Annotated in this window: 17 protein-coding genes; 2 read left to right on the top strand and 15 right to left on the bottom strand. The window is 59.9% G+C overall.

Features of this window, described 5'->3' with window-relative positions; translation table 11 throughout:
• The first annotated feature begins 1 nt into the window (after position 1).
• Positions 2 to 646 carry a ceramidase domain-containing protein gene (locus FA740_RS04645; RefSeq protein ID WP_136855701.1) on the top strand — a complete coding sequence of 215 codons (645 nt, stop codon included), beginning with the start codon at positions 2 to 4 and terminating at the stop codon, positions 644 to 646.
• Between the two features lie 321 nt (positions 647 to 967).
• On the opposite strand, the gene FA740_RS04640 is transcribed toward FA740_RS04645, so the two are convergent.
• The 11 genes from FA740_RS04640 to FA740_RS04590 form a co-directional block, all read right to left on the bottom strand.
• Entirely contained in the window at positions 968 to 2,044 is a 1,077-nt protein-coding gene (locus tag FA740_RS04640; protein ID WP_136855609.1) for a beta family protein, read from the bottom strand.
• A 16-nt stretch (positions 2,045 to 2,060) separates the two neighbouring features.
• Complete coding sequence (locus FA740_RS04635; protein WP_136855608.1) at positions 2,061 to 2,612, bottom strand: ImmA/IrrE family metallo-endopeptidase; 552 nt, start codon at positions 2,610 to 2,612, stop codon at positions 2,061 to 2,063.
• Positions 2,613 to 2,646: 34 nt separating this feature from the next.
• Positions 2,647 to 3,114, bottom strand: a complete 468-nt coding sequence (locus FA740_RS04630; RefSeq protein WP_136855607.1) for a hypothetical protein — start codon at positions 3,112 to 3,114, stop codon at positions 2,647 to 2,649.
• Between the two features lie 189 nt (positions 3,115 to 3,303).
• Positions 3,304 to 3,522: a hypothetical protein gene (locus FA740_RS04625; RefSeq protein WP_136855606.1), complete on the bottom strand. Its 219-nt coding sequence runs from the start codon at positions 3,520 to 3,522 to the stop codon at positions 3,304 to 3,306.
• A 745-nt stretch (positions 3,523 to 4,267) separates the two neighbouring features.
• The gene (locus FA740_RS04620; protein ID WP_136855605.1) at positions 4,268 to 4,702 is read right to left on the bottom strand and encodes a hypothetical protein; all 435 of its coding nucleotides are present in this window, start codon (positions 4,700 to 4,702) and stop codon (positions 4,268 to 4,270) included.
• 126 nt (positions 4,703 to 4,828) lie between these two features.
• Positions 4,829 to 5,335 (bottom strand): hypothetical protein, encoded by a 507-nt coding sequence (locus FA740_RS04615; protein WP_136855604.1) that lies wholly within the window; start codon positions 5,333 to 5,335, stop codon positions 4,829 to 4,831.
• Positions 5,336 to 5,337: 2 nt separating this feature from the next.
• Positions 5,338 to 5,997 (bottom strand): peptidoglycan recognition protein family protein, encoded by a 660-nt coding sequence (locus FA740_RS04610; protein WP_136855700.1) that lies wholly within the window; start codon positions 5,995 to 5,997, stop codon positions 5,338 to 5,340.
• 361 nt (positions 5,998 to 6,358) lie between these two features.
• Positions 6,359 to 6,727 carry a hypothetical protein gene (locus tag FA740_RS04605; RefSeq protein ID WP_136855603.1) on the bottom strand — a complete coding sequence of 123 codons (369 nt, stop codon included), beginning with the start codon at positions 6,725 to 6,727 and terminating at the stop codon, positions 6,359 to 6,361.
• A gap of 17 nt (positions 6,728 to 6,744) precedes the next feature.
• Entirely contained in the window at positions 6,745 to 6,924 is a 180-nt protein-coding gene (locus tag FA740_RS04600; RefSeq protein ID WP_136855602.1) for a hypothetical protein, read from the bottom strand.
• Positions 6,921 to 7,163, bottom strand: coding sequence for a hypothetical protein (locus tag FA740_RS04595; RefSeq protein WP_136855601.1), 243 nt, complete (start codon positions 7,161 to 7,163; stop codon positions 6,921 to 6,923). Before FA740_RS04595 ends, FA740_RS04600 begins: the two co-directional genes overlap by 4 nt.
• Positions 7,160 to 7,519: a hypothetical protein gene (locus tag FA740_RS04590; protein WP_136855600.1), complete on the bottom strand. Its 360-nt coding sequence runs from the start codon at positions 7,517 to 7,519 to the stop codon at positions 7,160 to 7,162. Before FA740_RS04590 ends, FA740_RS04595 begins: the two co-directional genes overlap by 4 nt.
• Before the next feature lie 151 nt (positions 7,520 to 7,670).
• On the opposite strand from FA740_RS04590, the gene FA740_RS04585 reads away from it, so the two are divergent.
• A complete protein-coding gene (locus FA740_RS04585) occupies positions 7,671 to 8,231 on the top strand; it encodes a VPLPA-CTERM sorting domain-containing protein (protein ID WP_136855599.1) in 561 nt (186 codons plus the stop codon).
• Here FA740_RS04585 and FA740_RS04580 read toward each other — a convergent pair.
• From FA740_RS04580 to FA740_RS04565, 4 genes are read right to left on the bottom strand one after another with little or no spacing between them, the layout of a single operon-like run.
• On the bottom strand, positions 8,224 to 10,875 hold the full coding sequence (locus FA740_RS04580) for a hypothetical protein (RefSeq protein ID WP_136855598.1): 2,652 nt from the start codon (positions 10,873 to 10,875) through the stop codon (positions 8,224 to 8,226). The two genes, FA740_RS04585 and FA740_RS04580, sit on opposite strands and share 8 nt — an antisense overlap.
• 3 nt (positions 10,876 to 10,878) lie before the next feature.
• Complete coding sequence (locus tag FA740_RS04575) at positions 10,879 to 12,132, bottom strand: hypothetical protein (protein ID WP_136855597.1); 1,254 nt, start codon at positions 12,130 to 12,132, stop codon at positions 10,879 to 10,881.
• Positions 12,132 to 13,199: a hypothetical protein gene (locus FA740_RS04570; protein ID WP_136855596.1), complete on the bottom strand. Its 1,068-nt coding sequence runs from the start codon at positions 13,197 to 13,199 to the stop codon at positions 12,132 to 12,134. The genes FA740_RS04575 and FA740_RS04570 overlap by 1 nt, the downstream gene beginning before the upstream one ends.
• A 4-nt stretch (positions 13,200 to 13,203) precedes the next feature.
• Positions 13,204 to 13,638, bottom strand: a complete 435-nt coding sequence (locus FA740_RS04565) for a phage upper tail fiber protein (protein ID WP_136855595.1) — start codon at positions 13,636 to 13,638, stop codon at positions 13,204 to 13,206.
• Positions 13,639 to 13,645: the final 7 nt, after the last annotated feature.

Raw genomic sequence — 13,645 nt, 5'->3', positions numbered from 1 at the left:
GATGGATTGGTTCGCCCCCGTCGACGCCTATTGCGAACGCACCGGCCCGGATTACTGGTCCGAACCGATCAACGCCCTGACCAACCTGGCCTTTCTGCTGGCCGCCGTGCTGATCTGGCGGCGGCTGCAGGGGCCGGGCCTGGCGATGGGGCGGCTGATGGCGGGGGTGCTGTTCGTCATCGGCATCGGGTCCTGGCTGTTTCACACCCACGCGAATCCCTTGACCAGCCTGATGGACGTGGTGCCGATCGTCGCCTTCATCCTGCTTTATGTCTTTGCCGCAACGCGCGATTATTTCGGCGCGCGGCCCTGGGTGGCGGCGGTGGTGACGGCGGGGTTCATCCCCTATGCCGCCCTGACCGTGCCGCTGTTCCAGCAGGTGCCGGGGCTGGGGTCGTCGGCCAGCTATGCGCCCGTGCCGCTGCTGATCGGCGTCTATGCGCTGCTGTTGCGCCGGCGGTTGCCGCAGGTCGCGCGCGGGCTGGCGATCGGCGCGGGGCTGCTGGTCGTGTCGCTGACCTTCCGCACGCTGGATGAGGCCAGCTGCGCGGTGCTGCCTATCGGCACGCATTTCATGTGGCATATCCTGAACGCGATCATGCTGGCCTGGATGATCGAGGTCTGGCGTCGCCATCGCGTCGGTTAGGGAAACTGGTGCACCCGAAGGGACCACGCGAATCCTTTGCCTCCAGCGAGTTAGGTTGGAAAATAGGCGCCAACCGCTGCACAACATTTCAATGAGTTGCGTAGCGGTTTGGAAACGTTTTCCTGGCAGACTTCTGGCAAATTGTGAGGCTTGTGACCGCAGTTATCAGACGCCAGCTAGCCCACTTTCTTAGGCGCTTCGGCCCTCGAATCCGTGAAGATCGAGCGAAGATCTTGATGGATGAACAGCACCACTCGTCATGGTTTCGGCGGCTTTACCCCGGACGGCGTGTAGGGGCGGAGGATCTGTTATGCAAATTTATTAAAGATCGTCGCTCCAAGCCTCATCCAGTGCTTCTGGCGGAGGAAGCTGCCCGTAATATGCCTGCCGGTGCAGATGAATATTAATCCGTGCCGAATACATTTTGGGCATGGTATCTATTGCAAACGCTTGGCCCAAAGCCGCGCCCTCAATCAGCTGTTCGCCCCAAATCCCCAATCCGCCGGACCACTTCCCTTTTGCGGAAATTATTCGTTTTGCGGCAGTCTGAAACGACATTGGCCCACCATTTTCACGGGCAATTAGCCAACCTGTGTCTGTCGGGTAGTCAATTCGATTTCTTGGTGTACTGGCGTGGCCGTAGGATCTCGGCTTTGTTGAGCCCCAGTCACCGTAGATCATCCTTGGATGGTTTGTTGCACGCTTTATCTGCGCGAGAAGTTCGCGGTTGGAAAAGCTGAGTTCCTCAATTCCATCAAACACAATGAAATCAGTTGGAAAAGTTGTGCAGCAGACAGCGATTGGTATCTCTGGTGGCACATCTGAAAAGAAGCTAGTGATGTAACCAGCGGCCACCGGCGCGACATCTAGCGCACTTGGTACGAGTCCAAAGTCAAACACAACTGCATAATCTATGGCTCCTTCGGCTGCGAGTTCTCTCACTAGGATCGGCATCCATGTGGGGATCCCGGGCCCAGCCATGTTCATGCGCAGGCAAAAGGATCGATCATGACTTCGTGCCCAATCGATCTGAGCCCGAGCACTTTCGATGGTTGAGCCGGCCATCAACAAACAAGGATTGGCGTTTGGGTATGGTAGTAACAGCGCGTGCCAGACCTGGATGTCAGCGGGGTTCTTCGCCAGCTCAGCCCACGTATCCTTTGCCTCGTTGTTGTTTTCCCCGGGATGGTAATAAGTGTCCACATCAATGAAATAGGGTCTGCCAGGATAGGCGTCCTCGAACTTGTCGATGGCCTTTGAGAGCGGAGATGTGGATAGCCAAGGCGCCAAAAGCACGAGAGGGGTCAGCCGGTCTTTCGTGCTGCCCGGCAGTTCTTTCAGGCCGCTCAGTTCGGCACGGCGAATGCACAAGGTCACTAGGTACTCTGTAACTTCCATGTGCCGCGTAGCCCTCTCAAACCATCTGTAGTTTAATTTCCATCGCCGCCGTCGAGACCCCAAAACGCCGGGCGAGATCCTCAATAATCTCACTGGTCATTGGCCCAGTATATTCAGCGGTGGCGTTAGCCAACACACTTGAGGGGATCACGAGATCAGATGCAAGACGGTTTGCCTCGTACTCAATCTGGAGCGGCTGATTGGGAGCGCGGAGAAGTACGTTCTCAGACCAGCCTCCCTCTGCGACAACTCGGTCCCGGTGCAAAAGAAAGTGCGCCAGCTCGTGCGCAAGAGTGAAGCGCTGGCGGTGCTTGGCTTCATGACGATTAATACGGATGACAAAGTCGCCATTTTCTTGGCCAATCTGCCCAGAGGTACCGCGCGGCAGCGTCGACAGCAGCACTTTGACACCCAAGCGTTCAGCTATTGCCCCTAGTTTTACCGGGTACTCCGCCAAGAACCTGTCAATCTCTTGCCGAACAGTGGCAGGAAGGTTCAAGTACTCGCGTGACGGCGACTTAACTTCCCAGCCATTCGGAGCGGTCATGCTCTGCGTATTGCCGTCCATAGTTGCGCCCTCTCTTCTGTCAGTTCTGATCGACTCAATTATCATCGGGTTGCTCGGGATCATCTGTGGGACCGCCCTGCAATCGGGCCACGACACGTTCAAGCACCGCGTCTAGTTCTCCCCGACCAGCCATCTCAGTAAGGATTTTGTCGGCTAGATCGTCGTTCATCAAAGCTGATGGAAGTGCGGCGGGCAAGGCTTCGCGAACTTTGGCATCTACGCTAGGGGCAAGTTCAGCTGCAATCTTGTTGCCAGCCGCAATTTTTGCTTCGGTTGCAGCTTCAGTTTTGATTTCACGTAAAGTTTTTAGGGCAACCAGACCTATCACCAGCGCTCCCACCGTGACAGCTAACCCAATAGCGCCAAGAAGTATGGTTACCATAGTCAGGAGCAGGTCAATATAGTCCGCTCTCGTGGGATCTACATGTGCTTTTTCATTGCCGTGAGGTAACCCCCATCCGAACCAAAGAACCATAGCAGCTACTGTCGAGAAGCCGCCCATGATAGATCCCATGACGGTGGCACCCACTTTTCCCAAAGATACCTCCCGATTGGAACAAATGAAGAACGCTTGTGAGGATAGCTTAACTAGGATCGTTGTGAACGTCGATAGGTAGTTGTGATGGGTTGCGCCCCACTTGACGCATCATTTCTTAGACGACGGCTGTAGCCTGGGAGGCACGCCCCCTGGCTACGGCAAACTCTCGCCAAGGCCATGCCCGCCTCTAATGCGCTCTATCGTCTGGATCATCTCATACAACTGCGCTTCGACCTCGACCCGCGACTTGGTTTTAGTCTGCGAAAACTGGCCGACCATCCATCCATTTTCAGTCCAGAACAACTCGGCCGACAGGTCAGGCAGGTGGACAATGGCGCCCCTAGGCGTAGGTACGATCTTAAAATCATCCATGGTGGGCCTCCTGTGGGACGGATACCAGACCAAGGTTAATTCTAGGTAAGCCACAGGCCCACCGCGACGGACGTGCGTCCACAACTGCGTGTTGCAGAGCCTCGGGCACGGACCGGGGGACATAGCCCGGGATCTCGGACACGGTTTTGTCCACCGCGGCGGCCTGGGGCGTTCGGCGCACGCCCGTCAGGCCATCAGCTTGGCCTTCGTCGCGCGCCTGGAAGCCGAGTTGTCGAAACATTACTGGCATAGTATCCCCCCCACAGCGCAGTAGGCGATAGTAGTCCCTCCGGGCCTACCAAAGCCAGTATTTTTCATTGATTTTACTGAGAAAAAACGAAAAGTGTCCCAGGCCGGAACAGGGCGTGGGACACTTTCTAGTTTCGAAGGACCGGCCGGGTTCGATCCGGTCCGACCTGGCGGCGCCGACACCGCGCGCACCCGGCGTCACACGGTGAAGATCCGCACCCCTGCAAGGTCTGCCAATTGGTCGTCTATGCTTCTACCCATCCCGGTTGCCACGACATGGAGAGACATGTTCACCGCCCCCAGCTTACCGCAGACCGAGCATCTGGCGCGGCGCAGCAGCTCGTCTCGGTGCAGCCAGCTAGAGGTGCCAATCATCGAGTGATGACCGCAGGCGCATTCGACGCGGACATAGTGAACTGACACGATGATTCCTCCGTTCACGAAACGTGAACAGATTGGCAACAATTCTACAAGGGTTGCGGATTGAGGGCCGGGCCTATGGTTCAGCAACCGCGACTTCGACGGGCGACCATGCATCGTCGGTTCGGCTGTATTGAACCTTTGCCGCGTAATCGTGCCGGATCATGACACCAAACCTATTCGCTGCATCGACGGCGCCGGTCACGGTGTAGATGCAAAAGGCGTCGTTGCTTGGCATCAGATAGGTCTCATCGTTCTGGAATTTGGCCGAGCTAGGGGAAATCAATGCATCGCGGACATAGTCTTTGGCACGCATTGGGGCGCGCCATGCCAGTTCCTGATCGCCACAAGCAACCGGACCAGCTGCCGCGACGGCCGCCGCTTCTGAGGCGTCCTGACTACCGTCGTCCCGCATCACCTGACCGTACACAAATAGCCCTATGAGACCCCAAGCACCGATGATCAGTGCCTTCTGGCCAGTGCTGCGTTCGGCCCATGTCTTTTTCGCCATCCAAGTCACCTCAATTACCTAAGACAATCCCGCACGCATGATGCCGATCACCCGGACCAAGACAACGGAAAAGAGAGCTGACCGCCTGCACGGACCTAGGGGCTTGCCCCCAATCGCGCGACCTCCCTATGGCTTTCGCACGTCCAGACCCGGAACCTGGCTGAGAGCCTGGGCCAGCTTGTCCGGGGCCACCTCGCCCAGCTGCTTGATCAGTTCGGCGCGGGCCATGTCGTGCAGATGATTTCGCGCGGTCTGGCTGGCGTCGAGGCCAAAGCGCTTCAGCGACCCGCGCGCGCCTTCATCGACATAGGGCAGCATCGAACGGGCCGCCGTGGACAGACGCTGGCCAAGCGGGTTGTCGGCAGCTTCGGCCAGCAGCCATTCCAGCGCCAGACGCGCGGCGCGCTGCAGGGCGGTCTCAATCGTCGCACGGGCGCGCGCGTCAAGCGTCACCCCCACAACCCGCGTGATGACGGCGGCGATGGCAGAGACGGCGGCCGTTGCAATGGCAGCGGCCAGCCAGGCGAGGCCTTGGTCGACGAAGCCAGACAGGCTGCCGGCGCCCAAGGCGGCCACAGGGGCGATGATCAGCGCGGTTGTGATACCGGCTAGGGCGGGGGTGATGCGGTTCATGGTCAGGCTCCTTTCAGCCAAGTGGTCACGTCAAAGCCCGGGCAGGCCTTGGCGGCATATTCGTTGTGGCCGCTGATCTTGCGGATCGCGGTGCGCAGGCTGATCGCGTCGATCATCTGGCGCAGGGTGATGTCCTGCTGGCCGGTGTAGTGCTGCGCGAATCGGTCGGTCTCGGCCGAGCCATGGCCGCCAAGCAGGCAGACGCCCAAGGTGCCGCGGTTCTTGACCGCGCCGGCGTGGGCGCCGATCACATTCTCGGCGCGGCCGGCCAGAACCTTGCCGTCGCGGTCTATGATCCAGTGATAGCCGATGTCCTTCCAGTTCAGCGGCGCGCTCATATGCCAGCGCCGGATCTCGGCTGCCTTGTCGGCGATCGGGCGGCCGGCCATCCAGTCGGGCCGGGTGGCGGCGCAGTGGACGATGATCTCGGTCACCGGGTATCGGGCATTGCCCTGGTAGATCATGGCTGCGTTGGCAGGCCTCGGGACGGCGGGCACCGGAGCCGAAGCCGGAAACGGGGCCGGTGCCGCCCGTCCGCCGGCCGCCAGCCAGCGTTCGGCCGCCTCACGGGTGTTCTTGCCGTAGTAGCCATCAATCGGGCCTGGCGAGTAGCCAAGCGCGTTCAGGCCGGTCTGGATGGACCGGATGGGTTCGCGGGTCATGGGATGCTCCAATGCAAAAGCCCCGCACGATGGCGGGGCTTGGGTGAGTAGGGCAGTTATCTCGCTGTTATGTATGCCCTTAACCGTCAGTAAACCTTTCCTCTGCTACGACGGCTCGAGGGTGAAGAAAGGGATCGCTATGTGGGATATTCTTTGGTGCGATACATGCGGCAACGAAAAGGTGCCGATGAATGCGGTCCGTCATGGCTGCATGTCCTGCTATGTGGCCACGGGTCCAGACTGGCCGGAACGCTGGCTGCGAGATTGCCAGATACCGACAGATCCCCTTCATAACGTCGTGCAGTTTTCAGACTTCCACCGGAAGGGAACAGCGATGCGCAGGGCTTGAGGCCCAACCTTTTTACCGCCAGGGAAGCAGCCGGATCTTGGTCGGGTGCATCCAGGCGCGCCAGATCGGCCACTGGGCCCGTTCGCTTTCGGGTATCAGCATCTGGCGGCATTTGAGCGCGCAGAAGAACGACGCCATCTTCATCAGGCCGAAGACGACGTTGATCATCCGGCCGCGGGTGGCGTCAGACCACTGCACGGCAAAGCCAGGTACCCACAGCCGCATCAGCGGCAGAGCCACATCCCAATAAAGGCCGCGCAGGATGATGGCGCCCGCCAGGATCATGAAGCCCGTGGCGAACCACCAGGTCGCGGAACGCAGTTCGCGGAAGCTGGCACGGAAAGCCCAGATCACGGCGAAATAGCCGAGGGCGTTGATCATCGCGATCAGGCCGATAGTCAGTGACATGTGTTGGCGTCCTTCTCCAGCTTTTCCACGAGGCGCTCGATCGCCGCCACCCGCGCCTTGATGGCCCGCTTTTCCGGGGCCGAACTTTCCATGTGATCACGCATGATCGTGTCTGCGCGTTCGGCGCGCCGGCCGTGGCCGGTCAGCTGTCGGATGAGCCTACCCATCATCGCCGGTCCTCCAGCAGACGAACCGCGCGGCCCATGATCTCGGTGTTGGCCGCTGTGGTCTTGTTGGTGTCGGTGATCAGGTCGCGGCTTTCCTTGACCATGGATTGGGCCATCTCCAGCATCTTGTCCTGCAGCTCGCCATTGCGCTTGTACTGGATCCAGTTGGCCCAGCCCTGGACAACGATCACGACGCCCGCCAAGCCGCCGCCAACCTCGGATATGAAGTCCGCCAAGTTCATCGCCGCCTCCTCACGCCCGCGATCCCGATCACCGCCAGAAGTGCCAGAGCGGCCCCCACAGCGGCGCCCCGGTTTCGCCATGCACCTGCCGCCACGACAGCGCCACAGGCCACCGCAGCGGCGTCCACGAGGCCATCAGGCACGCCCCCGCCGAAGATGGCGATCTGCGCGCCCTCCCAGATCAGCAGATAGCCGCCAGATGCGATCGCAGCCCCGCGCCACGCGCCCGCGATCCACCCGATCAGCGCTGTCAGGATCACGCCGATGAAGGCATGCGCCAGCAGCGCAGCACCCCAGCCATAGGCATCGGCGGGTGATCCTGGACTGGTCAGCATGTCGCGGATTAGATCAAGCATGCGTTTTTTGCAGCACCATCATGCTGGACTCCTTGGCTGTTCAATTTTGGGTTGAGTAACCGTCTCGTGAATCGCCGTGACTCTTTTGCGCAACGCGCAGACTATTCACGCATTGGTGAAACCAACGTCGATTCGGCGCGAGAGGTGGAAGATGATTAAGAGTACGATTTTGGCTGCGATGGCAGTGGCGGGTATTGGATCGGCTGCGCAAGCGGCGACGGGTTACTGCGATCGTTCCGACTATTACGACCCCCCGATCATGGGAACGAAGGTCAAATACACGTTCGATCTGTTCTTTAAAGAGGCCGAAACTGATGACGGATCGAGCATTACATCTTATGGGCCATATACGAAAGAAACTGGTATACCAATGCGCGCATCAATCACTTACTTGCCTGCAGATTATTGCGCCGATATTACGCTAACCTCACTTGGTAAGAAATGGAATATCGCAGATCAGTCTTGGGGAGGTGGTTTCTTCGCGACCGGCACCAGTCCTATGGGAGAGAGTTTCGTGCTTTCTTTCCTTAATAGAGGTGAGGAAAACCTTTTGACTTTAACGGCCAAAAATTTGCCCAATGTGGGCTGGGTCGATTTGGCCGTTGAGAACATTCAGATAGCCCCGGTGCCACTGCCAGCATCATCTGCGCTCTTGCCTCTCGGCTTTGGCGCTCTCGCGATGATGCGAAAGCGCCGCAAGAAGGTTAGCTGACCGTCAGCCGCAGCACGCCGCCGACCACCGCAACGCCTGCCGGCAGGGTCGCGCCGTCGTCAGCGACCGTGACGCCCGGCCCGGTCAGGTCATAGGTGCCGGGGGCAACGCCCGCCGTGTCAACTTCGACAATCGAGCCAGCCGCCAGAACGACGTTGGCCGTCACGGTGGGCGCGGGATGATCCCCGGACAGGCGGAACCGCTCCAGCGCGGACATACGGCTGGCAGCGGTGACGGCGGCCGCCACAGTGCTGTCCAGCGTGAACCGCCGGAACCGCAGCGTGGCGCCGCTGGCAATGGTCAGTGTCGCCGCGCCGGTTCCGATCCAGCCGACCGCGCCCTGCCGTCCGCAGCGCAGGTCCATGACCTTGCCGCTGGCGATGGTGTGGTTCATGCCCAACGCGACTTCAGGGCTTTGGCCGTCCACGATCAGATTGTGGCCGCTGGCTGCACCGCCGAAGACGATCCGCCCGCTCTCCGCCCTGTATGCCTGGACGTTCTGCTGCGTGTTCAGCCAAAGCTGCCCGGCAATGATCGTCTTGACCTCGCGGCAGTTCTTCAGAGCTGTGATGGTCATCTTGCCTGAGGACAGTTCCAGCTTTCCGCCTTCGCTGTCGTATTCGGTCAGGTTGGCCGTGACTTCGCCGAAGCGCACGGAAACCCCGCGTGCCTGCACCGCGTCAAGGTGGTCGACGCCCGGCACGTCCTGCGTGGACCAGTTGTCCCGGTCGGCGTAGAGGATGCCGGACGTGATCTCGGTCGCGGGCTGGAAAACCGCAGTCGTCGGGTTGATGCGCGCGGGAATGTTTAGGCCCCACGGGGCGCGGAAATAGGCCAGAACGGCTTGCAGTTCCGCCACGCGCTGCGCCGGGGTCAGCGTTCGCATGAACATGCAATATGCCTGGATCTTGTCGATCTCCTCAATGCCAGTCGTGTCCATCCGCGTTGAAATGAAATTCTGCACAGTGACTTGGTTCAGCATGGCAGGATCGCGACCCAGAGCCACAGCATTTTCTTGAGAGGTCCACTCGGTCGCATAGTTGTGGACGAATGAGCGAACCCACCACCCCAACTCAGTGTCAGGGTGACGCGGATCAAATGAGTTTCTTCCTGCAATCCTGGTCGCTATCTCGACCGGATCATTAGGGTTTCGCGCGTGCATGAAGATCGTGTTGTGCGCAACCCCGCCACGGCTTCCCACTTCAAGCCCCCAATTCCGCGCGGGTGGGCGGTTAGGTCCGCGTCGGCCACCGCATGATGTGGTGACGGTGTGCCGATAAACGGGTTTGTTTCCCTCGCCGGGAATGTTGTATGCCCCGACCCCGAAATTGTTCCCCGCGATATTGTTGTCCAGAAAGAACACGTCCTCGATCACACCGCCCCCGCGCTGCTGGATGCCCTGCGCCCCCGCACGAGACGTGAACAGTTCGCGGATGATAACGTTCAAGCTGCCGTATTGGCCATAAACGTTGTGAACAAGTTCGGTAGGATAAAGTGGGAAATCAATAGACGGGTCAAGGCGGCTAAAGCCGTCGCTCCACCCGGCTTGGTCGATAAAGCACTTGAGCATCAGCAGAGAAAGCGTGCCCGAGTGATAGACTCCGCAAGCTCCATCATGCGGGGGAGTTCCACTCGGGCTGTCGCCGCCCCAATACAGGCGCGGGGATAGCTCTTCTTTGAACCAAGTGGCATTTATTCCGGCGCACATATAAAGGGTCCGATGCCCGCCCTTGAAATTGAAATCCTTATTGACAATTTTCACATGGCTGAAAATCGAAGAAAACCCTGATGCAACCTTGTAACGCTTAAAATCAACATCTTGGTAGGCAAGCCAAGTGTAAATCTCTTCATTCTGGAAGTTGGCCTCGATACCTTTAAGAACAGGGGTGTCTAGGGCCAAGTCTCCATAAGAGGTAATAAGGATTGGATGCAGCGGACTTTCGCCTGATGCCGACCTGGAAACCCATCCTTGGTTATTTATGAAAACTTTTTCAACATTAGAGTAATCATAGCCTCTCTGTAGAATAAGCCAGTTAGAATTGAACAGCCCCCTTGTATCTGAAGCCCAGATATTCAGAACCGTTTCGATGTTAAGGGCCTTTTCGGGGGAGCGTCCATAAACGGTGCTTGTCCGAATGTAACTGTCCGAAACTGCGGAAAGAGATAGCCCGGTTTCGTCAGCAATCATCTGCTTTGTGTAGCCGTGCGCGCCCGCCGTGGCGTAGTATTTCCTCCCGTTGCGCCCGATCTCGAATTGCAGCCGACCGGTGGACGGGTCGATGGGCAGCATCCATCCGCGACCGTTTGAGAAACTGTGCAGCGTGTTTCGGGGCCTGACCTCGATAGAAATGCTACCGCCATCGGTGGTCGTCGCTGCGATCTGCGTCAGCCCGTTTCCGGGGGGGAGGTCGTTTAGGTCCACATACGTCGATCCACCTGGCGCGGGCGACACCTCGCCATGTGACACAGACGCCAGATCATAGTCCACGATAGACATGCGCCCGTCGCGCGCAGCGGCGATGGGAACAGAGGTTGCGACCTCCCCCCATTCGGTGACCGATACCTCTCCGGGAACCATACCCTCGCCTGCGGTTACTGCGAACGGCTCACCCGCCAGCAGGGGGCTGTGAAAATAAAGAGGCATGGTTCAGGCTCCGTAAACTGCGGCGATCTGGACAGCGGCACCAGGCGCGGGCGGGGTGACAGACAATGCAAGGGCCGCATTCGCAGCAGTCGCTTTGCCGAGTGCGGTGTAAACGCGGGAGGAATTGAACGCCGTGGCGTCCGTGATTTTCGTTCCGAAGCTGGTTCCGGTGAACAAGGCTGCGCCGGGGGCGGCGGCGACGGCATGGATCGTGTAATCATCGACAGCGACGGCGACGTTCTGGGTGATCGGCGTAACTGGGTTGGGGACAGTGACCGATCCGCCTGTCGCGATCTTCCGGTTGACACCTTTCGCAGCGATAAGCTGAACGAAATTTTGTACCTGGAGGCTAACGGCTTGCGTCCACTTGACAGTTGCAGCGCCGCCCACAGGAATCGGCCCTTCATACAGTCGGAGGCGCACACTTCCTACGCTATACGACTGGATCGCTTCCAGCGGATAATCCACCCCGCCAGCCTCGATGCGCACAGTGCTGGCTGTGATGTTACCGTCCATGGTGATGATCATGACGATTTTCTTGTTGGGATCAGCCGCGCCTAGTTCAATTGGAATGCTTCGATCAAACCCGCTCTGAGTATTAGTGAACGTCCCGAGGTCGGTCAGGCCGGTAGCAATGCCGCTTGGGGCTGCTGGAACCGCAAGCCCGTTCACTGGCTGCGCCGAACGCGATCCAGCAGCGTCCGTCACCGTCTCGCGGTATTGGATCGTCGTTCCGCCATCTGCGTCCGGGTCGATCTCATAAGCTGGATAGATGTCGAACGAAATGTTGGAATCCGAGATCGCCTCGCCGTTTCGCAGCCATTGCCCAGATCTAGTGACGCTACCAGAAAAGCTGACCCACAGGCCCGGAATGGCGACAACCCAGCCAGGGTTCTGAGTGGCATCCACAATCTGCGGCGGGACAAGGCACACCGGCCCCGTCACCAGATCGTCGGCGCTGACGGCATATGTTCCGGCATAAGCAGCGGGTTCGGTCAGCGTAAAGCTGATCGGGTCAGACCCTGGGGCGAAGCCCGTCACCACGACCAACTGGCCCGAAGGCACGTTGAAAGACGGCAGGCCGGTGATGGGATCGAAGATCGTAACAACGGCAGACGGGTCCGCCGTGTTGATAAATCGCGCTTCGCCAACGGCAAGGCCCGAAAGCTGCGGGCTTCTCGCTCCGGGCGTTCCGCCGACAATAGGCACAATCTCGCCGTCCAGCGGCGCACTGACCAGAAGGTAATTCGTCGGCATCAGGCCGCTCCCATTTCAATGGTGACTTGGTTGGCATCCGGGCCCGCCGTGGCGATCACGGGCGGGGGCACGGGGACGCTGGTAAGTGTGGCTTGGTTCGGCCCAGGCCCGGCGCTGACCTGCCATTCGGCCTGGGCCACAGCCTCGATGGTATATGTCGCCGTCCTGACCGCGTTCGGCACGGTGCCGTTCGTCGCCGTCCAGGTGACGAAGTAGACCCGCGTTTGGCTGGTCGGGATCGCAGCCCCGATCAGGGTGTTGCCGCTCAGGCTGCCGATGATGCTGGTGCCATTCACGGTCAGGGCCGTCATGGACAGGGATGGCAGCGGCGCGCCTCCGGTGATGGCCGGGGCCGGGAACACCAGATCGTCGCCAGATACGGTGATCTGAGCCGGGGCCAGCGATGGCGCGGTATTGGCGATGGTGGCCGATGCCTCCGCCGATGCGCTGCCGCCGGGTCCGCTGATTGTTTCGGACCACGGCAGCGGGCCGGTGGCAGTTCCGGTGAAGGGGAAGGGCGCGATGCTCGATCCGCTGCGAGTCTCGACCACAACGCCCGCCTGCTCCAGCGTGCCAGCGCGGGTGAAGGGACCGGTGCCCGACCAGATGGCGGGGGTGATAGTGAACACGGTTCCGACCGGGCCAGACGCGGGGCTGATACTGGCGGGGGTGGCGAGCTGCGGCGGGGCGGCGGCAACCGCGACAGACAGCGTGACAGGTTCGGACAGGCCCCCGGCGTTGCGGCCCCGGATGGTGATGGTGGTCGCTGCCAGCACAGCCCCTGCGGTGACGGTGATGATCGCGCCGCTGCGGGTCACGCCAGCAGGGAGGGCGCTTGTCTCGTAGCTCGTCGCGCCGCTGAATGCGGTTGCCAGATCTACCGTCACCGGATCTTCGCCAACGGTCAGGCTGATGGCGTCCAGCGCGCCGATGACCTGCGGGGGCTGCGGCGTGAGGCCGGATAGCAGCGACACGCCCAGATGGTCTAGGATGTCGATTGCCGTCGGGACGCCGTTCGCGTCCGTCACATAGGCGGCTACGATGCGGCGGAGGATGTAATCCTTCATTGCATCACCCGATGATCAGATAGACGGTGTTCGGGTCGGGCGAGGTCAACGCATCGAATTGCGCCGCCGTGACCTCCCTGATCTGGCGCTGTGCAAGCTGGCGTGATGCCCGCATCTGAAAGTCGAGATCCTCCAGCGTCCAGGGATCGGGGGAATAACGAACGATCACGTTGCTTAGGCCTGTGACGACCGAGGCATCATCGAAAATATAGGTGACGTTGTAGCTCGTCCCGCCGCGCGATCCCTTGTCATTGGGCCAGACAGTGATCTGGAAATCGCCGTTGTCCGGGTCCACGAGTGACGGAACGCTGTTGACGGTGACGAGTTCTCCGTTTTCAAAATCGGAACCGATCAGCCGGAAAATCACCGCCATGACCCTAGCGTCCGTATTGGCAGGCGTTTTGAACGACCCGGTGACGGTCGTTTGCGAAATAGCCATGACGGCC

Source organism: Paracoccus hibiscisoli (genome assembly GCF_005048265.1).
GTDB lineage: Bacteria > Pseudomonadota > Alphaproteobacteria > Rhodobacterales > Rhodobacteraceae > Paracoccus > Paracoccus hibiscisoli.
The sequence above is the reverse complement of the archived record's forward strand: the minus strand, read 5'-3'. Positions and strand labels throughout refer to the sequence as shown.